Source organism: Janthinobacterium sp. 344 (assembly GCF_900112025.1).
Classification (GTDB): domain Bacteria; phylum Pseudomonadota; class Gammaproteobacteria; order Burkholderiales; family Burkholderiaceae_D; genus Janthinobacterium.
The window spans coordinates 1106368-1126928 of the sequence record NZ_FOKL01000001.1; the positions used below are offsets into that span (position 1 = coordinate 1106368).

The window sequence follows — 20561 nt, forward strand, 5'->3', positions numbered from 1 at the left end:
CTCCAGTCGCTCTGGAGGTCCGGCAGAGTTAATTTTAGGCGTGATTGTACGCCCTAATGGGTACGGTCAGGCAAATTTGGAGGCTGGCAGCGGGGTTAAGGCTGCGTGCCGGAAGGCGCGGATTCACCATCGGCAGCGCTGGCGAGCGGTGCCGGAGGCGTCCCTACAATACGCAATTCACGTTGCGGGAACGGTACACTGACCTTATGTTCCTGCAAGGTGCGCCAGATGGCGCGGTTCACATTCGACTTCACGCCGCCCGTGCCGTTTTCCGGGTCCGCGATCCAGAAACCGATCTGCAGATCCAGGCCGTCGGCGCCGAAACGCACGAGCGTGGCCGATGGCGGCTTGCTTTGCGACACGCGTGGCACACTGGCCGTGGCCGCTTCCAGCAAGGGAAAGATGGCGTCGAGATCCGTTTCATACCCAACCGACACGGCCGTGGACAACCACACCATGCGGTTGGTCAGCGACATGTTCTGTACGCCGCCGGAAATCAGCATTTCATTCGGCACGATCGATTCAATGCCATCGCCGCCCAATAACACAGTATAGCGCGTATTGATCTGCGTGACCTTGCCCGTGAACTGCCCGACGGTAATCATGTCGCCGATGGTCAGGCTGCGGTCGAGCAGGATGATGAAACCGGAGACGAAGTTCGCGGCGATCTTTTGCAGGCCGAAACCGAGCGCCACGCCGAAGGCGCCGCCAAACACGGACAGGACCGTCAAGTCGATGCCCACCAGCGACAGGCTGACCAGCACGGAAACGAGGATCAGCACGGCACGGCCCATGCGCGACAGCACCACGCGCAAGGATGTGTGCAATCCCTGCATTTTCATCAGGCGCTCGTCGAGCGACGTACCGGCCCACATGGCCAGCACCAGCAGCACGGCCACCGAGATGGCCGCCTGCAGGATGGCGGCGACGGACACCTTGTTGCGCCCCAGCGGCACAATGATGCCCTCCAGGAACTCATGCAATTCCGGCCACAGGCCCGTGATGTACAGCGCCATGCCGGCCCACACCACCACCGTGAAGACTTTCTCCAGCAGCAACATGGTCGGACTGATCTCGCCATGGCGGGCAAAGATGCGGCGCAGCACATAAAAGCCGAAGCGCACCAGCGCCATCGAGGTACACAGGGGAATGGCAATGCTCAACAAATTCACCGACTGAAACTTGGCCAGGAAGTGTTGTGCAATGCCCAGCAGCATGGCCGCCAGCACGGGCGTCAAAATGCGGATGAAACTGTCCGTGCGCTGCAGGGTTTCCGGGTTCGCCGGCGTCGTTGCCGCTTCCGCCCGCTTGTGCAGGAATGCGCGCAACTGCCGCACCAGCAGCCAGCTCAAGGCCAGGCAAGCGACGATGACCAGCGCCTGCCACAGGATGGCCGGTTGGCGGAAATCGTCGACAAAGTCAGTGATCAGGTTCAGCAGCGGGGTTTCATTCATGGCGGATGCGGTCCGGAAGGTGGGACAGGTGGGACGAAGGTGGGACGGATGGGGAGTGATCCCATGCCACCAGGCGGGCTGGCGGCATTGAAGGCCGCCACTGCAGCATGCAGCGGCGGCACGTGACCGGCTTACTCGGCTGGTTCAGCGTCAACGTCGTCGGCCGGTTTTTCATCGGCGTAGACTTTTTTCGGCATGACCTTGCGCTCGAACACGGCGGCGAAGAAACCATCGGTCTGGTGCAGGTGCGGCAGCAATTTCAGGTAGTCGCCCATTTCCAGTTCGATCTTCTGCTCGGCCAGCACCTTGTGCATCGGCACCAGGGTGAAGTCGGGATTGGCGGCCAGGAATTGTTCGGCGATCTGATCGTTTTCTTCGTTCAGGAAGCTGCAGGTGGCGTACACCAGGCGGCCGCCACCCTTGACCAGGCGCGCCGCGCCAGCCAGGATCGCTGCCTGCTTGGCTTGCAGTTCGACGATGGAATTGGGCTGCTGGCGCCATTTCACGTCCGGATTGCGGCGCAGGGTGCCCAGGCCGCTGCATGGCGCATCGACCAGCACGCGGTCGATCTTGCCGGCCAGGCGCTTGATCTTGGCATCGCGCTCATGCGCGATCTGCACCGGATGCACGTTCGACAAGCCGCTGCGGGCCAGGCGCGGCTTGAGCTTGGCCAAACGCTTTTCCGACACGTCGAACGCATACAAACGGCCCGTGTTGCGCATCAGCGCACCCAAGGCGAGCGTCTTGCCGCCCGCGCCGGCGCAAAAGTCGACCACCATTTCGCCGCGCTTGGCGCCGACGATCTGCGACAGGATCTGGCTGCCTTCATCCTGCACTTCGATGGCGCCGCTCTGGAACAGGGGCAGGTTTTGCAAGGATGGCTTCTTGATGACGCGCAAGCCCAGCGGCGCGTAAGGCGTCGGCGTGCTGAGAATCGGTGCTTCGGCCAGGGCCAGCATCACATCGTCGCGCGTGGCCTTGAGGGAATTGACGCGCAGGTCCAGCGGCGCCGGCGCGTTCAAGGCATCGGCCAGCTTCATGGTTTCCGCTTCGCCGAACTGGGCGATCAGCTTGTCGAACAGCCAGGTCGGCATGTTGGCGCGCATGTTCGCCGGCATCAGGCTGCGGTCGATCTGCGTGATGCGTTCCAGCCATTCCACTTCTTCTTCCGTCAGGCCGCCCAGGGAATCGGCGCCGACGGCTTCGGCCAGGCCGAGGATGGTCAGGCGGCGCATGGTCGGGCCGCTGCCCGCTTCGGCGAAATCGGTGAAGAACGATTTGTTGCGCAGCACGGCATAGATGCCTTCGGCGATGGCGCCGCGTTCGCGCGAACCGAGGCGCGGATGGTCGCGGAAATAGCGCGACAAGGTGGTGTCGGCCGGGGCCGTGAAACGTAAAATTTCGCGCAATACTTCTTCAGCATTGGCAAGTATCGCTGGTGGCAATCTCATTGTTATTCTTTCTGTAATATTTTATTGAGGGTCCACGCGGACCTGGCCATGCTCGACTGACAGTTTATCGTCAATGAACAGGCGGATGGCGCGCGGGTAAAGCAGATGTTCCTGTACCAGCACGCGCGCCGATAAGCTGTCTTCTGTGTCGTCCGGCAAGACGGGAACGGTCACGCTCGCCACGGCCGGGCCATGATCGAGCTCGGCCGTGACGAAATGCACGGTCGCGCCGTGCTCCGTCACACCCGCCGCGAGCGCCTGGCGATGCGTCGCCACGCCCGGGAACAGGGGCAGCAGCGACGGGTGGATATTGAGCATGCGCCCCGCATAATGTTCGACGAAGGGCGGCGTCAGGATGCGCATGAAACCGGCCAGCACGACCAGGTCGGGGGCGTAGCCATCGACCACGGCTTGCAGCGCCGCATCGAACTGTTCGCGGCTGGCATAATCCTTGTTGGCAACGACTGCGGTCGCTATCCCGTGTTCCGCGGCAAACACCAGCCCCTGGGCATCGGCCCGGTTACTGATGACGGCGGCAATACGGGCTGGCCATTGCTCGGCTTGCGCCGCGCGCACGACCGCTTCCATGTTGCTGCCGCGTCCGGAAATGAGGATAACGATATTTTTCATAGCGCGCATTGTACCCGCTATGGCGATGCGAATCTAGAAAGGCCGGTATTATTGTTGCGGCGCAACATGACCGCCCGGCGGCGGCGCTCGCCGGGATGAGTCGCCCTGCATGCCGGCGACGCGCTGATTTTACTCTACTGTGACGAGAGTAAGTATTTACTCAAACGAATAGAAGACGCGGAATGGGACTTTTTTCTCGGCCCAGTAGTCGGCCGCGTCGCGAAACACGTCGAGCAGGATCTCGCGCGCTTCCTTGTCGAATTTTTGCGTATTGGGCAATTGCTCGAGCACCACCAGGAAACCCGTTTGCGGACCGGCCTTGAACATGGTATCCGTCAGGCACAGGCGCAGCGCGTCGAAATTCTTCGCCAGATTTTTTGGAAACAGGAATGCTTCTGCAATAATGCCGATGACTTGTTGTTTGGTCTGCCCAGCGTTGCAATGCGCATATAAAAAGTGCTGCCCGAGACGGATTGCCTCGTCTTGTAATTCGGTCACGCGAAAGGCACGGATGGACTGGACAAGGTTGGGCGGCACGGTTAGTAACAAACTCATTTTTCCCTCAAATCGACCTGTTATGTATGGATCTGTTCTAATTGCTCGTCTTATTGCATCCCCGCACGCGGGTCAATGCGCACGCGGTGATTCGATCTGTATCAACTTTTATGCGATTCAGTGCGATTTTATATAAGCCATACGCGTATTAGGGTAACGTGTTGTCCTGCATGAATCAACCCGAATATGATGTCAAACGCAAGATTTGTTACAAACCGCGCCTTTCAAGTCATCCAACAACGTGTATCGATTGAAAGTGCATGTTACAGACTGTGGGGCAAGGGGCTTGGCCTGTTACATTTTGTTGCCAGGCGAAACACAAGCATCCGTCCAGCGGGATTACTATAGCCCCAAGTTGTGAAAAATACCCTGAAAGATTCTCTAGATAACGAGGTTACAAATGAACTTGCAAGCCAAATTGATGATGTCAGCCCTTTGTATCGGTGCATTGCCACTCGCCCAGGCCGCCGACTTTGAAGATTTCGGCAAGGTCGTGCGCGTCGTGCCACAAGTGGAACAGATCAATCGTCCACGCCAGGAATGCCGTACGGAATACGTGCAGGTTCAGGCACCGCCGCAACAGCGCAGCGCTGGCGGCTCCATCGTCGGCGGCATCGCCGGCGCCCTGCTGGGTAGCCAGGTCGGCGGCGGCAATGGCCGCACGGCCGCCGCGGCGGCGGGCGCGATTGCCGGCGCCGTCGTGGGCGACCGTGTCGACAACCAGAACAACTACCAGGGCGGCGTGCAGGAACAAGCCGTCAAGCAATGCCGCCAGGTCGACCACTGGGAAACGCGCAACACGGGCTATCAGGTCACGTACGACTACCGCGGCCGCAACTACACGAGCATCACGTCCTACGACCCGGGCGAACGCATCCGCCTGCGCGTCTCGATCGAGCCAGCTCAGCAGTAACGCTTGACATAAGCTGCTGCGCGTCGGCATAGGCGGCCTGCGATGCGCACCGGCTCGGCGCCTCCGTACTAAGCACGGTTGCGCTTCTCGGCCACCTCTGCCTTCCGCTCGCAACGCTTCTGTCAGGCGTTGTTAACTCAGTATAAAAATGCCGGCCCCATGTCGTTCTCATGGGGCCGGCATTTTTTATGGCGCCCCGGCACGGGCTATAATGCGGCACACTTTCAGGCCGCCTTATGCTTATCAAACGAAAATCCATCGAACAAGTCGAATCCTCGCGCCCCGCGCGCAAGCCCCGCTACGCCCCTGTCACCCTGTCGGAGATGGATGGCGTGCGCTATCTGCATTTCGGCACGGAATGGGTGCAGGGCGCCATGCGCATCCGCAAGCCGGACTGGCCGGAACTCGAATATGCGCAGCAGATGATGGCGTGGATGCTGTGGATAGAGCAACCGCAGCGCATCGCCCAGCTGGGCCTGGGCACGGCCGCGCTGACCAAGTTCTGCTACCGCCAATTCCCGCAGGCACAGGTCGAGGCGATCGAACTGAACCCGTCCGTCATCACCATCTGCGCCTCGATGTTCAAGCTGCCGCCCAATGACGAGCGCCTGCACGTGCGCGAGATGGATGCGCTCGACTACGTCAATGACGAGAGCAACCATGGCACCCTGGACGCCCTGCAAGTGGACTTGTATGACGCCACGGCGCGCGGTCCCGTGCTCGACAGCGCCGATTTCTACGCCGCCTGCTGCGCCTGCCTGGCGCCGCACGGCATCATGACGGTGAACCTGTTTGGCGACCACCCCAGCTACGCGAAAAACATCAAGGCGATGAAGTTTGCGTTTGAACAGGTGATCTGCCTGCCGGAAGTCCATGATGGGAACGTGGTGGCGATCGCCTTCAAGACGAAAGTCGCACTTGATGCCGAAGCGCAAGCCGTCCTGCTGGAACGGGCCAAGCAAATCGTCGCCGACACCAAGCTGCCCGCGAAAAGCTGGGTCAAGGGCATCGCCAGCACCGTGTAAGCGCCGGCACGTCCATGCCATGCCGGCCGCCCTGAAAGGCGCCGGCCATGCCCGCTTCCCCTCCTTCGCCTGCCGACACGCCGCTGGCACTGCCGCAACTGCTGGCCTGGCTGCAGGAGGACGGCTTGCTCGACGCGGCGCAGGCCGCCGCCATCGTGGCCCGGGCCGCCCTGCAGCCCGCACCGGCCCTGCATCCGCTGTGCAGCATCGCCCATCCCGCACTCACGCTCGATACGCTGTGCGCCTGGCTGGCACGGCGCAGCAACCTGCCGTATCTGCGCATCGATCCCCTGCACATCGATTTCAGCCAGGTGGCCGACATCATGACGGCCGGCTATGCGGCCCGCTTCAACATCCTGCCCGTGGAAAGCACGCCAGAACGCATCGTCATCGCCACGGCCCAGCCGTATGCGCTGGCGTGGCAGGCGGAACTGGGCAGCGTGGCGCCGCGCACATTGCGCCTGGTCATCGCCAATCCCCTGCACATCGCCGAGGCCATCGCGCAATTTTTCAGCCTGGCCAGTTCCGTCAAGGTGGCGAAACTGGCTTCCACGCAAGACCTGGCGCTGCGCCAGAATGTCGAACAGCTGGTGGAACTGGGGCGCAACAAGGCCAGCCTGGACGCCAATGACCAGCACGTGGTGCGCATCGTCGACTGGCTGTGGCAATACGCGTTTGCCCAGCGCGCCTCCGACATCCACCTGGAACCGAAGCGCGATGCGGGCCTCGTGCGCCTGCGCATCGACGGCATGCTGCACCAGGCCTACCAGGTACCGCCCGTGGTGCTGCTGGCCATGACGGCGCGCATCAAGTTGCTCGGACGCATGGACGTGGTGGAGAAGCGCCGCCCGCAGGATGGACGCATCAAGACGCGCAATGCGCAGGGCCAGGAAATCGAGCTGCGCCTGTCGACCTTACCCACTGCCTTCGGCGAAAAGCTCGTCATGCGCATCTTCGATCCCGAGATCGCCATCAAAAGCCTGGCGGACCTGGGCTTCCCGCCGGCCGACGCACAGCGCTGGCAACAATTGACGGCGCGCACGCACGGCATCGTGCTGGTGACGGGCCCCACCGGCTCGGGCAAGACCACCACCCTGTACAGCACCCTGAAGGCGCTGGCCAGCAGCGCCGTCAATGTCTGCACGGTGGAAGACCCGATCGAAATGGTCGAGCCGGCCTTCAACCAGATGCAGGTGCAAAGCCAGGCCGGCCTCGAACTGTCGTTTGCCGACGGCGTGCGGGCGCTGATGCGGCAAGATCCCGACATCATCATGGTGGGTGAAATCCGCGACCTGGCCACGGCCGAGATGGCCATCCAGGCGGCGCTGACCGGCCACCTGGTGCTGTCGACCCTGCACACCAACGACGCGCCGTCCGCCGTCATGCGCCTGCTGGAACTGGGCCTGCCCGCCTACCTGCTGGAGGCGTGCCTGGCCGGCGTGCTGGCGCAGCGCCTGCTGCGCTGCCTGTGCCCCGATTGCAAGCAGCTGGAGGCCGCCCCGGGCGAGGCGCAATGGCACAGCCTGGCAAGTGGCCAGCTGGCGCGCCCCGATGCGGTCTATCGCCCCAGCGGCTGCGCGCTGTGCCGGCACAGCGGCTACCGGGGCCGCGCCGGCATCTACGAATTGCTGGTCGTGACGGACGCATTCAGCCAGCTGATCAAGTCCGGCGCCGACCTGCAGGCGCTGCGCCGCCAGAGCATGCTCGACGGCATGACGCCGCTGCGCATCGCCGGCGCGCGCAAGGTCATCGACGGCACGACCAGCATCGATGAAGTGCTGAAGCTCACGGCGGCCCCGCACTGAACCCTCGGCCCCCATGCATTTTCCTACAGGAATGCTTTGCATTCTTTTTCAACTGATATATAATGCGGCCTCTTTCGGGTCGTTAGCTCAGCTGGTAGAGCAGCGGACTTTTAATCCGTTGGTCGCAGGTTCGAATCCCGCACGGCCTACCACGAATGCGCAGTACTAAAAAGCCAATCCTCCGGGATTGGCTTTTTTCATTTCCGGACCTGTTCCATGAAATAAAAAATGCGGCCATGCGCATGGCCGCATTTTCATGCCCTGGCTGGCATCAATTAAAACTCAGCCCCGTCGCATTCGCATTGCTCAATTTCTTCGCCTTGAAATCGATCACAAAATGATCGCTGGGCTTGGCCGAACCGAGGCCCTTGAAAATGGCGAACACTTGCTTGAACTGATATTGGAACAGCACGTGCACCGGATTCTGGTCCGATGGCAGCTCGCCGATCTTGATGATCGCCGCCGGATTGGCGGGGAAAGCCCCCATCAGCACTTTATACTGGCTCACGCGCGTCGCGCCCATGTCGCGCAAGGCCAGTTCGCCCGCATACACGGTGCGGTGGAAGTCGCCGTAAAACTCGTAGGCACTGACGGCCGCGAAATCGTCGAGCTTCAAGCCTGCCGCCGCCGCCAGCGCCGTCGCCTTCACCGTCGCGGCTGCCCAGTCCGCCGTCAGCTGGCTGGCTGGCACGGCCGTGCCGGAAGCGACGCCCTTGGCCGCGCAGCTGGCCGTCAAGGGCAGCACGCCTGGCACTTGCGCCAATTGCGCCAGGGTGACTTGGGTTTGCAGCTGTGACAGGATCAGCATCTGCTTCGCATTCAGCGACATGGCCGCCTCCTTCATCTCGCATGGCCAGTATTCATCCATGAAACGCAGGCGCGACAACTCGCCGAAATAGAAACGCGTGAAGTCGCCATACGAGGTGGTGTCGAGCACGGCGCGGTTCCAGCGTTTCTTGATATCGGCGTCCTGCGTGCTGCCTTGCAGGTAGTCGTATTCCACCTGGTAGTGGGGGAACAGCTCATTGAAGCGCGGCACCGCATTCAAGGCCACCGTTTGCACGTCGACCGTATCGGCATCCTTGTAATTGACGATCTTGTAGGAAGCGCCATACACGGCCAACGACGGCGACTGCACGTTGACCAGGTAATTGCCGGCCGCATCCTGGTAATCGTTGGTGCCGTTGAAATGCATGTGGCCGCCGATATGCAGGCGCAAGCCCGTCGCCGCCAATGCCGCCGTGGTGCCTGCCTCAGGCACGCGCGCCGTCTGGAAGGCGCCCGGCTTGAACACGGCTTTCATGGCGCCGGTCTGGTTGGCATAGAAATCCATGGTCGGATAGTGCGAGAAGGCCATCAACTGCTTGCCCTGCGCCTTGGCGCGCTCGACCACGGACTTGATCCATTCCATCTGGTGCTTCTTGTGCGTCAAGACCTTGTTCCAGCCTGCATTGCCGGCGCCGTCAAAACCCTTGAATGCAGCCGGGTTGGCAGGATCGAAATTGCCGTTCGGAATATACACATTGGCGTCGATCGACAGCAGCCACAGGCCTTTCACGGGTTCCACCAGATAGCTGGCGTCGATGATGTTGCTGCATTTGCTATACGCCTTGCCCAGCGCCTTTTCGCCGGCCGCCTTGTAGCTGCCGCCCTCGCCTTCGGCGCACATCTCGAACTGGCGGTTCTTCAAGTCGCCCTTCACCACGGCCGCGTCGTACGAGTATTTGTTGTCGGCGTACTGGCCAAACGGGGTTTCCCAGTACACATCATTCTTGTTCGGCATGAAGCCGAAATCGCCAAGCTTGCCCAGCAGGCTGGCGTAGCCCTGCTCTTTCAGCTGGTCGGTGCACACCACGGTGGGGTCCTTGCTTTTGCAGGCCGCATTGCCGGTCGCATAGACTTTTTGCTCCTTGCCATCCTTGGTGAGGAAATCGCTCTTGCCCGCCTCGTCGTCGTCATACGGCTCGTTAGGGTCGTGATTGCCCGGTGCGATGAAGAAGCGCATGCCCTTGGCCTGGTATTCGCGCAGGATGTCGTTGATGCCGTCGATATTGATCGGCTGCGCATCGTCGGAATAGTCACCCGGCAAGGCCACCAGGCGGATGCCCTTGCCATAGGCATCGTCGAGCGCCGAACGGAAAGCGAAATAGTTTTCGTTGAACAGACGCGTCGACGTCAACTGCGCATACATGGTGCGGATGGTGGCGTTCTTGCCATCCTTGGTGGGGATGCCGGCAAATTGCGCGCTCTTGAAATCGCCATACACGTTTTCAAAATGCACATCGGTCATGAAGGCAACGCTGGGATTGGGCGGCACCACCACGACAGGCGGCGGTACCCCTGGCGCCTCCGGCTGCTCGCGGTGATCGCTGCCGCACGCGGACAGCAAGGCACTCAGTGCCAGCACGCTCGCGCTCAGCGGACGCAAGGGAAAACGGTTGATCATGCATTCTCTCCGAAAGGTCGTTCAGGCAGTGCAAGGAAACGGCGATACGCTGTGCGCGCCGCCATGCCAGCCTGTTAAAAATAAGGAGGATGAATAATGCCTAAAAGAAATGACCTGCCGATGACATGCGCGCAGACTATACTGAGACATCGCCGCACCGAAAGACGCCCATGAAATTCGCCGCCATCCTGTTGCTCGCCGCTACGCACCTGTCCGCACAGGCGCAATCGCCCATCGTGCTCGACGGCCAGTACAGTGCGCGCACGGACGAGATGAGCCTGGAACTCATCGGCAACCGCGTCTGCTTCGCGCCCGACAAGGCGCAGTGGGGCCGTTTGCCCCGCCCGGCCGCCACGCACGATGCGTGGTTCTGCTTTTCCAACGACGCCGAGGCGCGCCGGCTGTTGCGCGTGCCCGCGCGGCAGGCCGACAATTGCGGCTGGCAGGCGCGCGCGCGCATCGTCATCGACACCTATCAACCGTATGTGGAACAGGGCGACGGCAACGACATGGCGCGCCTGGCGTCCGTGGTGAAAGTGGCGCAGCCGAACGCCATCGCCTGCGAATAAACGCTAGCCCAGTTCGTATTCCTGCAGATAGCGGGCGAACAGGTCGTCATCGGCCAGCGGACACGCAAACCCGGCGCCCCAGTCGGCCAGCAACAGCCGCTCTTTCAAGGGCAGCAGCAACAGTTGCGGCATGCCATCGCTGCACCACAGGTCGCACACCATGCCCTTGTCGTCCAGGCCGGCAAACAGGGTCTCCGTCTGGTCGCCGCCAAAGGCCAGCACATTCTTGCATTCCACGCGGTAACTGCTGTAGCCCGTGTACACGGCGTCATACGGCAGCAAGGCGTCGGCCAGCGCCAGCCGCAGCTGGTCGGCCGTGAGCCCCAGCGCGCGCATCTGCGACGGCGGTGCCTCGGGCACGTACATCTGCGTCCAGCCGGCGCCACTGCGGTGCGCATCGGCGAACGCCTGCTGCTCGCCCATCTGCGTCAAACAGTGCTGCAGATTGTCCAGTGGCAGCAGCTCGATCATGCAAAAATCGTCTTCGTGGTAGTACGCTTCACGCATGGATCAGTTCTCCAGCAAATCTTGCAGCTGTCCATTGCGCCGCGACGTCAGCAGGCCAGTCCACGTCTCGCTGGTCACGGACGGATAGCGCACGGCGCCAAAGCTGATCCAGGCATCGCGGTAGGCCAGCCACAGGCGCTGGGTGGCGCGGATGCCATCCTTGCCGACGGCGCCCGCATAGGGTTCCGCCGGCTTTTTCATGAGCTTGCCGTAGATGGCGTTGAGTTCCTTGTCGAGCGCCGCCGCCTGCTCCCTGGACACAGGTGCAGGCAGCTTGCCCGCTTCGTAGCCGCGCACATCCTGCGCCAGCAGATCAAGCTCGGCCGTGCGGGCGGCGATGCTCAGGGCAGCGCGCGCCGTGCCGCTCAAGTCCGTTTCATGGGCCGCGCGCGCATCGGCGAACTTGCTTGCCGCCGCCTGCAGTTTTTGCAGCGACGCCTGCGCCGCGGCCGGCCAGCCTTCGCTGAGCTTGCCCGTCGCCTGCGCGCGCACGCGCTGTTTTTGCCGCGCATCGATGGCGCTGCACACGCCCATCATGTAGCCGCTGGTGATGTCGTCGCACAGGTCGATCATGCCGCGCCCGCTGGCATTGATCTGCTGCAAGTGCTCGATGCGTCCCTGCATCTCGGCCGGCGCCGCATCGATGCTGCACGCATACTTGAGCGCCAGCTGCGGGTCTTTCTGCACGCCCAGGCCATTCTGGTACAGCATCATCAGCACGGCGCTGTTCTGCGTGGCCATGGCGCAATGGCGCACGGGACGCCAGTCGGCCGGCTTGGGCGAGGACATACTCTTGGTATCGTAATACAGGTCCGTCGCCTGGCATTGCTGCAGGGCAGCAGCGGCGGACGGCGCCGGCAGGTCGGCCGGCGGCGGCGCGGCATCCTTGACCTTCAGGCAGCCCGCATACCAGGCCGTGCTTTCCGCGTGGCCCACGCCCATGGCGCTGGTGTTCGGGTACGGGGCGGGGGCAGCGGCCAACACGGGGACGGCCAGCAGGCAGCTGGCACCCAGCAATATCGTTTTCAATAAAGGTAGACTAATTTTCATGACCAGCCACAGGTAACGTCAGTAAAAGAACAAGTTTAACTGATCACTCAGGCGGCGCCCGCCCGATAGGTGGCGGTTGCGCCTGGTAAGTAACGGTACACGGCCTTGGCAGCGATGGAATCGATGGGCAATAATGTTGCCCGCTGTACTTTTTTCAATTCTCCGGACCACGCCCATGACCTTACCCCGTCTTCGCCGTTCCCTCGGCTCCCTGCTGATCGCAGCGGCCTGCGCCTCGCTGGCAACGACCGCCCACGCCGCCGATACCACGCCGGCAGCGCCAGTTGCCGCCACGCAAACGACTGCCAAACACGCCATCACGCATGAAGACGTGTGGCTGATGAAACGGGTGGGCGCGCCCGTCGCCAGCCCGGACGGCAAGTGGGCCGTGTTTTCCGTCGTCGACAGCGCCTACGACAGCAAGGACCAATGGTCGGACCTGTGGATCAAGTCCCTGCTTGATGACAGCCCCGCGCGCCGCCTGACCTTTTCCAAGGGCGGCGAAGGCGCCGTGGCCTGGTCGCCGGACAGCCGCCAGCTGGTCTTCGTCGCCAAGCGCGACGGCGATGACGCAGGACAACTCTACCGCCTCGACGTGGTCAACGGCGGCGAAGCGCAGCGCCTGACCTCGCTGACCCTGGGCGCGCGCATGCCGAAATGGAGCCCGGACGGCAAGCAATTGCTGTTCATCAGCGACATTTATCCAGGCAACAAGACGGAAGCCGACGTCAAGCAGAGCGCGAAAGAGCGCAAGGACCGGAAATACAGCGCCCGTTCGTATGAAACAACGGCGCCCCGCTATTTCGACAAATGGCTGACGGACAAGCAGGTGCGCCTGTTCATCGTCGATGCGCAAGCTGAGGCGACGCCGCGCGACATCCTGTCGGGCACGCAACTGGTGACGCTGCCGGGCTTTGGCGGCGGCCAGGGCGACGAAGGGCAATCCCTGGACGCCATCTGGACGCCGGACGGCAAGGCCGTCGTCTTCAACGCGGCCACCAACCGCGACGCGGCGCAGCGCGAAGCCGTCTACTCGCAGCTGTATCTGCTGCCCGTGGCCGGCGGCGAAGCGCAGCGTTTGACGCAGGACAAACATAGCTACGGTTCCTTGAAATTCGCGGCCGACGGCAAGACCCTGTTCGCCCTCAGCGACGCGCAAACGCCCGGCAAGGTGTATGACGTGAAACGCCTCGCCAGCTTCGCCTGGCCGATGAGCAACCCTGCGCCGACCATCCTGACGGCCAAGCTGGACCGTTCGATTTCACGCTACGTGCTGCCCGAAGGCGGCAAGCGCGTCATCTTCAGCTATGAACATGCGGGCCTGGAAAAGCTGTACTCGATCGACGCGAGGGGCGGCGAGGTGCGCGAGGAGCCATCCTTGCCGACCGGCACCATCAATTCGCTGAGCAGCGGCGGCAAGTCGCTGGTGGGCGTATGGGAGTCCGCCATCAACCCGCCGGAAATCTATGCCTTCAACGGCAAGCAGCCGAAGCGGCTGACGGCTTTCAACACGGACGAGGCCAGCAAGATCGACTGGCAGGCGCCCGAGCACTTCTGGTTCACGACGGCCGACGGCCGCCAGATCCACAACATGCTCGTCAAGCCCGCCAACTTTGACCCGAACAAAAAATACCCGCTGTTTACCGTCATCCACGGCGGCGCGGCCAGCATGTGGCGCGACCAGTTCGTGCTGCGCTGGAACTATCACCTGCTGGCCAAGCCAGGCTATGTCGTGCTGCTGACGGACTACAAGGGTTCCACCGGCTATGGCGAGGAATTCTCGCGTTCGATCCAGTTCGACCCATTGAAGGGCCCGGGCGACGAGATCAACCAGGGCGTCGATGAAGCCATCAAGAAATACCCGTTCATCGACAGCACGAAGCTGGCCGCTGGCGGCGCCAGCTATGGCGGCCACCTGGCCAACTGGCTGCAGGCGACCACCACGCGCTACAAGGCCATCGTCTCGCATGCGGGCGAAATGGACCTGATCATGCAGTGGGGCACCAGCGATGGCGGTTTCGGCCGTGAAACGAATGCGGGCGGCCCTGTCTGGTCGAACCTGCCCGTGTGGCGCGACCAAAGCCCGGTCATGCAAGCGAGCAACCACGAGAAAGGCACGGGCTTCACGACCCCTATCCTCATCACCGTGGGCGAGCTCGACTACCGCGTGCCGGCCAACAACGCGCTGATGAACTTTGCCGTGCAGCAGCGCCTGAACGTGCCGGCGAAATTGCTGGTGTTCCCGGACGAAAACCACTGGATTTTAAAAGGTGAGAACAGCCGTTTCTTCTACAGCGAAGTGGAAGGCTGGCTGGCCAAGTATTTAAAATAATCGCGCTGTATGCTTCTTGAAAAGCCAGGCTCCGCTCACGCGGGCCTGGCTTTTTTTATGCGGGCTGGGCAGCAGCCACGGCCGCCTTCTGGCGCTGGATGGCCAGCACCAGCAGCGCGGCCACCATACAGGCGGCACCGGCGGCGAACAGGGCCGGATTGTAGGTCAGCATCAGGGTGCGGATGCGGCCCGCGCCATACGCGGCCACGGCGGCGCCCAGCTGGTGGCCGGCGAAGATCCAGCCAAACACCATGCCGGCCCGTTCCTTGCCGAAGGTGGCGCCCACCAGTTTCACGGTGGGCGGCACGGTGGCGATCCAGTCCAGGCCGTAGAACATGGCGAACAGCGACAGGCCGTACAGGGTGAATTCCGAATAAGGCAGCCAGAACAGCGACAGGCCCCGCAAGCCGTAATACCAGAACAGCAATTTGCGGTTGTCATAGCGGTCCGACAGCCAGCCCGACAAGATCGTGCCGAACAGGTCGAAAGCGCCCATCATGGCCAGCACGGACGCGGCGGGCACGGCGGACAGGCCCGCGTCGCCGCACAGGGAAATGAAGTGCGTCTGGATCAGGCCGTTGGTGCTCAGGCCGCAGATGAAGAAGGTGCCGAACAAAATCCAGAAGGTGCGGTTGGACGCCACGCTGCGCAGGATCAAAAAGGGCGTGGCAAACGTCATCTTTGCCGCAGGCGCCACCGCCAGCGGCGTGGCCGGATCGGCGCCATACGGGCGCAAGGCTACGTCCTGCGGACGGTTGCGCATGCACAGGAAGGCCAGCACGGCGACGATGGCGCAGCTGGCAAACACGGGCATGACGGCGGTGCGCCAGCCGAAGTGCTCGATCAGCCAGGCGCCCACGGGCAGGAACAGCAGCTGTCCCGTGGCCGAGCTGGCGGTCAGCACGCCCACCACCAGGCCCCGGTGCGTCTCGAACCAGCGGTTGGCCACCACCGCGCTCAGCACCAGCGCCGTCATGCCCGAACCGAGTCCCAGCAGGATGCCCCACAAGGCCACCAGCTGCCAGAACTGCGTCATGCGCGTGGCCAGCAGCATGCCGCACGCGATCAGCCCCAGCGCGACGCAGATGACGTTGCGCAAACCGAAGCGCTCCATCAGGATGGCGGCAAACGGCCCCATCAGGCCAAACAGCACGAAGCGCACGGCCAGGGCCGAGGAAATCTGCTCGGCATCCCAGCCGAACTCGCGGCTCAGCGGCTGCATCAGCGCACCTGGCAAGCCCAGCGCGGCGGACGATGTCAGGGCGGTGAGGAAGGTAATGGCGACGATGACCCAGGCAAAGTGGATGCCGCGCCGCTCCAGCCATTGCGAAAAAGGATAGGAAAGCATGTAGCCCTCATGAGAAAAGAAACCCAAGACACCGCCAGGTGGCGGGCTTTTCACCATGTTATATGACGATCATAATTTATACAATCAAAAAAAAGAGCCGCGTCACGCTGCGCGGCTCGATCCTGTCTGCAAAGCGGGTGACATGGGCCAGTCACTGGGGCCAGTCCCTGCGTGATCGGAATGCGTCGCCGGGACGCATTCCTCCTGCGGGTCGGCCCCATCCAGACGCTACTTCACCTTCAAGCCATTCTTCACGTCCGTCACGCCTTCCACGCCACGGGCCAGGTCGGCGGCTTTCTTCACTTGCGCCTGGGAAGGCACGAAACCGCTGAGCATGACGACGCCATTGACCGTTTCCACGTGCACATCCAGCGCCTTCAAGTCATTGTCCTTGACCAGGTCGGCCTTGATCTTGGTGGTGATGACGGAATCGGCCACGGCCGTCTTGGTGCTGCCGGCCGCGTTACGCGTCACGCAGGCGGCCTTGGCCGTTGCATCCATGGCGTCGCAATTCTCCTTCGTCGTGGCGGGCGGATTCTGCGCCACGTTGGTGCCGGCCTTGGCGCCCGTATTGGCATCAGCCAGCGCCGCCGTTTTCGCCGCCTTGGCATCGTTCATGCACGACGTCTTGTCGCCGCCCGTGCGGTCGCCGCACTTGGCCTTGGCCAGGTCATATTCGGCATTGGCGACGTCCTTGCGGGCCTTGGACAGTTCGCGCGGCGTGTTGCGATACTGGGCCACGGCGTCCGAATCGGCCTTGGCGCGCGCCACCCTGGCTTCTTCCACGCAGACTTTTTTCGCGTTGCCGCTCTGGCTGTCGCAAGCGGCCTTGGCTTGCTTGTAATCGGCGGCAGCCTTGTCCGTCAAACTCTTGTACGAGGCATCCTGCGCATACGCGGGCGTGGCGGCAAACAGGGCGCTGGCACTAGCGGCCAGTACGAGTGCGATCATTTTGTTCATGATGGTTCCTCTCTGGTTAGTTGATGCCCAGATTAGACCCCTGCCGGATGCAAAGCTCCGTGCGACAGCACACGCTGACAAGCCATGCGCGCAAAAAATCCACCTTCATTTGTCGCCGCTCAAACCCATCCGCCACAAAACTTGCGCCTGTTCAAATGGCGAAGCCGGCTCATCAAATGCACCCTCCTTCTCTGCCAGCGCCAGCCATGCCTGCGTGGCGTGCGAACCGCCCTCCCCCTCGCCGCTGGCGCGTACCTTGCGCATCCACGCCAGCACCGCGCGGTACTGTTGCGGATGGCGGCCGTGCATCCACGCCAGCGCCACGAGGTCCGCATAGCCCTCTTCGCGGCGCGTCTCGCGCAACTCCTGCGCCTGCTGTTGCAGCTGGCCACGCGGCGCATGGGGCCGTTCGACAAAGCCGCGCGGCAAGGCATGCCAGTCGCCCTGCGCATAGCGCTGGCAATGGCCGATTTCATGCGCCGTCATCGCTTCGATCATCGCCCCTTGCCGCGCGGCCGGCATGCCCTGCATGACGCTCTCCGCCTGCGCATTGCCGCGCAAAGACAGCACCAGCTTGCAGCGCCCGCTCTCAAAGCCCAGGGCCAGCGGCACGGCGCCGGGCGCATCCTGCGGCTGCACGATGATATCGATGGGCAAGCCCTGTCCGCGCGCAAAATCGATGACCGGCTTGCCGGCCTGCAGCCAGCGGCTTTCCAGTTCGGTGAGGCTGGCGCCAGCCACGGCAGGCAAAGGAGACATGAGCAAGCTCATCAGCAAGAGCGGTTTCAACATGGAATCGAGGGGAAGAAAGGTGGACGCTACCACTGCAGAGTAAGCGGTCAAAATATTTCCACAAGGAAAAACTGGCAACTTTTCAGAAAAAAAACGAAAAAAAAAACCGGTGCACGGCACCGGCTTTTTACAACGACAACAGTTACCCCCTGTACTGTTGACGAGCTACGCTTTATTGTTTGACCGTCGCGGCCTGGTCCAGTGCGCGCGCCGTGACGAAATCCGGACGGATATCATTGGGCACGGCCTTCATCTTGTCGAGCGCCACCTGCACTTCAGGACGGATGACCACGTACTTGGTCATCAGCGCTTTCGCGCGCGCATAGTCGCCCGTCGCCTCGATGGTCAAAAATTCACGGTCCAGGTCGATCACGGCCTGCTTGATCTTGCTGAAATCGACGCCGAACCTGCCATCGCCCAGCGAGACAAAACCGCCCTTGTCGAGGATGTAGTTCATCTGGATGGCCATGCCGCGCGCATGCGAATCGGTCAGGCCGAAATGCAGGGTGCGGAAACCCGAGGCGAGGAAGGTGTTGTACAGCTTGCGCTCGGCCGCGTCGCCCTGGCCCAGGGTATCGTTGAGTTGCCCCTTGTCCATCATGTAGCGCAGCGCGAACAGGCCGGTGATATCGGCCTTGGCTTCCTCGATGGTGGAATAGGCTTCCTTCAAGTCCTGGCGCGGCGTGGAGGCCTTGCCGTCGACGGTGGTCGCATGCGGGCCCAGGCCGTGCATGATTTCATGCGCCAGGATATGCGTGAAGAAGGAATTGAAATCCACGTCCTGCTGCGCTTCGGGCGTCAGCACCAGTTTCGAGATCGGCGTCAGGGTGGCCTTGAACTTGGCTTCCTGCACGTTTTTCAGCATCACGCGCTTGGAACCGCGCGCGCTGATGATGCGCTCGTCGTTCGGCAAGTTGTAGGCGGCCGTCTGCACGGCCATGTTGCCGTCGCCGGCGCCATACACCTGGTTGACCACCACCATCGGCGCCAGCGCGCCCACTTTCGGGTTGCGGTACTGGGCGTCAAGCGGCAGGTTGTCTTCCAGTTCCTGCATGTGCTTGGCGAAGAAGTTCAGCTTTTGCGTCTCGGCCTGGTCGCGGATGTTCACGTAGGCTTCGAACGCCGCCTTGTAGCCGAACAGCTCGTCGTTATACGTTTCATACGGGCCGATGGTGATGTCGACAGGCGCATCGAGGTCCATCCAGGCGAAGTCGGATGGCAGATAGTCGTTGTCGAGGAAAGCCTTGGCGCGCAAGCTGAGGAACTTCTTCAGCGACGCGTTGTCGGTGGCGGCCGCCGCTTCGTCGAGCAGCTTGGCCAATTGCTTGAGCTCCACCGGGTATTCGTCCGAATACTTGACGGTGTGATACTTGCCGTCCTTGCCCGCGCGGATGGTGGTAAAAAACCACTGCGCCTGCTGCTTGTCGTCCGCCGGCAAGCCGTTCATCCATGTTTCCAGGCTGGCCTTGGTGGCGCCCTGCGGATAGAAATTGCCCGCTTCCGGCTTGTGCGCGGGAATGGCGATGCCCGCATAGCTGGCCGGCATGAACGAGGCGTGCGCGTCGAGCACCGACCATGGCCCCTTGTTGATCCAGAAATAGTTCAGGCGGGCCTGGCCCAGCTTTGATTTGTCCTTCTTCAAGGCGGCCCACAGGGCTTCGTTGCCGGACCAGCGCTGGCGCAGTTGCAGCACGTCGACCAGCTTGGCCGCCTCGACCAACTTGGCGATGGCCTGGCGGTCGCCCGCGGACAGGTGCGCCGTATCGGCCGTCAGCGCGACGGGCGCATAGCGGGCGCTCATGGTGGTCAGTTGGGCGGCGGTGGCCGGGGTGGCGGCCTGTGGCGCGGCGCAGGCGCTGCCGACGGCGGCGGCCATCAGCAGGGGAATCAGGAGTTTTTTCATGGGGACCTTTGGATAGTGCTGGGGTCAGACCCGGCGGGTCTGACCCCAAATTGAGGCAGCGTCTGTTCAAACAGCCTCAGATTGTAATCCACCAAGGCCCCCGCCTGCAGCGCTGGCTTACCAGACCTTGTACACCTGCCCCGTCTGCGCCCCTTCCACGCTGCGGCTGTAGGCCAGGGCCACCCTGCTGGCGGCGGCCGGCTCGAAGCCGTAGAAGAAGGGGCCATACGCTGCCAGCGATTCCTCCAGCACGGTGGGGCTGACCACGTTGATGCGCACGCCGCGCGCCAGTTCGACGGCGGCGCCGCGCACGAAGCCTTCCACGGCCGCGTTCGTCATGCTGGCGGCCGCGCCGAAGCGGATCGGCTGCTCGGCCACGATGCCGCTGGTGAGCGTGATCGAACCGCCGTCGTTCAGGTATTCCTGCGCCACCAGGGCCACGTTGACCTGGCCCATCAGCTTGCTGTCCAGGCCGACCTGGAATTGCTCGGGGGTGAATTCGGCCAGCGGGCCGAAATGCAGCTTGCCAGCCGTGACGACGACGGCGTCGACCTTGCCGATGCGCTGGAACAGGGCGCGCACTTGCCCGATGTCGCCCATGTCGGCCTGGTGCGCGCCCGTGCGGCTGCCCACTTCGATGATGTCATGGCGCTGCGCCAATTGTGCCGAGACGGCCTTGCCGATGGTGCCGCTGGCGCCGATGATGACGATTTTCATGCTGTTTTCCTGTCGGTGGTTGAACGATGAAGCCAGTATGCGCCGCTTCCAAAAAGGAATAAATACGCTAGAATTTACAAGATTACCAACCCACAGTTTGCAAT

At 62.5% G+C, this 20561-nt stretch carries 17 protein-coding genes and 1 tRNA gene; 6 read left to right on the forward strand and 12 right to left on the reverse strand.

Annotation, left to right across the window (positions count from 1 at the left end):
• Positions 1 to 95 precede the first annotated feature (95 nt).
• The 4 genes from BM193_RS04985 to BM193_RS05000 all read right to left on the reverse strand — a co-directional run bounded on the left by BM193_RS04985 (position 96) and on the right by BM193_RS05000 (position 4090).
• A complete protein-coding gene (locus tag BM193_RS04985; RefSeq protein WP_092795850.1) occupies positions 96 to 1454 on the reverse strand; it encodes a mechanosensitive ion channel family protein in 1359 nt (452 codons plus the stop codon).
• 131 nt (positions 1455 to 1585) lie between these two features.
• The gene (locus BM193_RS04990; protein WP_092795852.1) at positions 1586 to 2905 is read right to left on the reverse strand and encodes an RsmB/NOP family class I SAM-dependent RNA methyltransferase; all 1320 of its coding nucleotides are present in this window, start codon (positions 2903 to 2905) and stop codon (positions 1586 to 1588) included.
• 21 nt (positions 2906 to 2926) lie between these two features.
• Complete coding sequence (gene purN / locus BM193_RS04995; RefSeq protein WP_092795854.1) at positions 2927 to 3535, reverse strand: phosphoribosylglycinamide formyltransferase; 609 nt, start codon at positions 3533 to 3535, stop codon at positions 2927 to 2929.
• A gap of 156 nt (positions 3536 to 3691) precedes the next feature.
• A complete protein-coding gene (locus BM193_RS05000; RefSeq protein WP_086146799.1) occupies positions 3692 to 4090 on the reverse strand; it encodes a barstar family protein in 399 nt (132 codons plus the stop codon).
• 400 nt (positions 4091 to 4490) lie between these two features.
• Here BM193_RS05000 and BM193_RS05005 point away from each other — a divergent pair, with 400 nt between their 5' ends.
• From BM193_RS05005 to BM193_RS05020, 4 genes are all read left to right on the forward strand, one after another.
• Positions 4491 to 5003: a glycine zipper 2TM domain-containing protein gene (locus BM193_RS05005; protein WP_092795856.1), complete on the forward strand. Its 513-nt coding sequence runs from the start codon at positions 4491 to 4493 to the stop codon at positions 5001 to 5003.
• A 236-nt stretch (positions 5004 to 5239) separates the two neighbouring features.
• On the forward strand, positions 5240 to 6028 hold the full coding sequence (locus tag BM193_RS05010; RefSeq protein WP_092795858.1) for a class I SAM-dependent methyltransferase: 789 nt from the start codon (positions 5240 to 5242) through the stop codon (positions 6026 to 6028).
• Positions 6029 to 6075: 47 nt separating this feature from the next.
• Positions 6076 to 7833 carry a GspE/PulE family protein gene (locus tag BM193_RS05015; RefSeq protein WP_092795860.1) on the forward strand — a complete coding sequence of 586 codons (1758 nt, stop codon included), beginning with the start codon at positions 6076 to 6078 and terminating at the stop codon, positions 7831 to 7833.
• 76 nt (positions 7834 to 7909) lie between these two features.
• Positions 7910 to 7985 (forward strand) — tRNA-Lys (locus BM193_RS05020).
• 119 nt (positions 7986 to 8104) lie between these two features.
• Here BM193_RS05020 and BM193_RS05025 read toward each other — a convergent pair.
• Complete coding sequence (locus tag BM193_RS05025) at positions 8105 to 10279, reverse strand: metallophosphoesterase family protein (RefSeq protein ID WP_217638409.1); 2175 nt, start codon at positions 10277 to 10279, stop codon at positions 8105 to 8107.
• 170 nt (positions 10280 to 10449) lie between these two features.
• Here BM193_RS05025 and BM193_RS05030 point away from each other — a divergent pair, with 170 nt between their 5' ends.
• Positions 10450 to 10848: a hypothetical protein gene (locus BM193_RS05030; RefSeq protein WP_092795861.1), complete on the forward strand. Its 399-nt coding sequence runs from the start codon at positions 10450 to 10452 to the stop codon at positions 10846 to 10848.
• Between the two features lie 3 nt (positions 10849 to 10851).
• Here the strand turns inward: BM193_RS05030 and BM193_RS05035 are convergent, their stop codons facing one another.
• Together BM193_RS05035 and BM193_RS28960 are read right to left on the reverse strand one after the other, a co-directional pair.
• Positions 10852 to 11355: a hypothetical protein gene (locus BM193_RS05035; protein ID WP_092795863.1), complete on the reverse strand. Its 504-nt coding sequence runs from the start codon at positions 11353 to 11355 to the stop codon at positions 10852 to 10854.
• 3 nt (positions 11356 to 11358) lie between these two features.
• Positions 11359 to 12405, reverse strand: a complete 1047-nt coding sequence (locus BM193_RS28960) for a lysozyme inhibitor LprI family protein (protein ID WP_139176018.1) — start codon at positions 12403 to 12405, stop codon at positions 11359 to 11361.
• Between the two features lie 175 nt (positions 12406 to 12580).
• Here BM193_RS28960 and BM193_RS05045 point away from each other — a divergent pair, with 175 nt between their 5' ends.
• A complete protein-coding gene (locus BM193_RS05045; protein ID WP_092795867.1) occupies positions 12581 to 14737 on the forward strand; it encodes a dipeptidyl-peptidase 5 in 2157 nt (718 codons plus the stop codon).
• A gap of 55 nt (positions 14738 to 14792) precedes the next feature.
• On the opposite strand, the gene BM193_RS05050 is transcribed toward BM193_RS05045, so the two are convergent.
• From BM193_RS05050 to BM193_RS05070, 5 genes are all read right to left on the reverse strand, one after another.
• Positions 14793 to 16085: an MFS transporter gene (locus BM193_RS05050; RefSeq protein WP_092795869.1), complete on the reverse strand. Its 1293-nt coding sequence runs from the start codon at positions 16083 to 16085 to the stop codon at positions 14793 to 14795.
• Positions 16086 to 16313: 228 nt separating this feature from the next.
• A complete protein-coding gene (locus tag BM193_RS05055; RefSeq protein ID WP_092795871.1) occupies positions 16314 to 17045 on the reverse strand; it encodes a BON domain-containing protein in 732 nt (243 codons plus the stop codon).
• Positions 17046 to 17150: 105 nt separating this feature from the next.
• Complete coding sequence (locus tag BM193_RS05060) at positions 17151 to 17804, reverse strand: hypothetical protein (RefSeq protein ID WP_254785839.1); 654 nt, start codon at positions 17802 to 17804, stop codon at positions 17151 to 17153.
• Between the two features lie 205 nt (positions 17805 to 18009).
• Positions 18010 to 19740 (reverse strand): dipeptidyl-peptidase 3 family protein, encoded by a 1731-nt coding sequence (locus tag BM193_RS05065; protein ID WP_092795875.1) that lies wholly within the window; start codon positions 19738 to 19740, stop codon positions 18010 to 18012.
• Positions 19741 to 19857: 117 nt separating this feature from the next.
• Entirely contained in the window at positions 19858 to 20457 is a 600-nt protein-coding gene (locus tag BM193_RS05070; protein ID WP_092795877.1) for a short chain dehydrogenase, read from the reverse strand.
• Between the last annotated feature and the right edge of the window lie 104 nt (positions 20458 to 20561).

Bases quoted from the DNA above. Each gene is read 5' to 3' on its own strand.
- BM193_RS04985 (WP_092795850.1), bottom strand. From the start codon at position 1,454: ATGAATGAAACCCCGCTGCTGAACCTGATCACTGACTTTGTCGACGAT.
- BM193_RS04990 (WP_092795852.1), bottom strand. From the start codon at position 2,905: ATGAGATTGCCACCAGCGATACTTGCCAATGCTGAAGAAGTATTGCGC.
- purN (WP_092795854.1), bottom strand. From the start codon at position 3,535: ATGAAAAATATCGTTATCCTCATTTCCGGACGCGGCAGCAACATGGAA.
- BM193_RS05000 (WP_086146799.1), bottom strand. From the start codon at position 4,090: ATGAGTTTGTTACTAACCGTGCCGCCCAACCTTGTCCAGTCCATCCGT.
- BM193_RS05005 (WP_092795856.1), top strand. From the start codon at position 4,491: ATGAACTTGCAAGCCAAATTGATGATGTCAGCCCTTTGTATCGGTGCA.
- BM193_RS05010 (WP_092795858.1), top strand. From the start codon at position 5,240: ATGCTTATCAAACGAAAATCCATCGAACAAGTCGAATCCTCGCGCCCC.
- BM193_RS05015 (WP_092795860.1), top strand. From the start codon at position 6,076: ATGCCCGCTTCCCCTCCTTCGCCTGCCGACACGCCGCTGGCACTGCCG.
- BM193_RS05025 (WP_217638409.1), bottom strand. From the start codon at position 10,279: ATGATCAACCGTTTTCCCTTGCGTCCGCTGAGCGCGAGCGTGCTGGCA.
- BM193_RS05030 (WP_092795861.1), top strand. From the start codon at position 10,450: ATGAAATTCGCCGCCATCCTGTTGCTCGCCGCTACGCACCTGTCCGCA.
- BM193_RS05035 (WP_092795863.1), bottom strand. From the start codon at position 11,355: ATGCGTGAAGCGTACTACCACGAAGACGATTTTTGCATGATCGAGCTG.
- BM193_RS28960 (WP_139176018.1), bottom strand. From the start codon at position 12,405: ATGAAAATTAGTCTACCTTTATTGAAAACGATATTGCTGGGTGCCAGC.
- BM193_RS05045 (WP_092795867.1), top strand. From the start codon at position 12,581: ATGACCTTACCCCGTCTTCGCCGTTCCCTCGGCTCCCTGCTGATCGCA.
- BM193_RS05050 (WP_092795869.1), bottom strand. From the start codon at position 16,085: ATGCTTTCCTATCCTTTTTCGCAATGGCTGGAGCGGCGCGGCATCCAC.
- BM193_RS05055 (WP_092795871.1), bottom strand. From the start codon at position 17,045: ATGAACAAAATGATCGCACTCGTACTGGCCGCTAGTGCCAGCGCCCTG.
- BM193_RS05060 (WP_254785839.1), bottom strand. From the start codon at position 17,804: ATGTCTCCTTTGCCTGCCGTGGCTGGCGCCAGCCTCACCGAACTGGAA.
- BM193_RS05065 (WP_092795875.1), bottom strand. From the start codon at position 19,740: ATGAAAAAACTCCTGATTCCCCTGCTGATGGCCGCCGCCGTCGGCAGC.
- BM193_RS05070 (WP_092795877.1), bottom strand. From the start codon at position 20,457: ATGAAAATCGTCATCATCGGCGCCAGCGGCACCATCGGCAAGGCCGTC.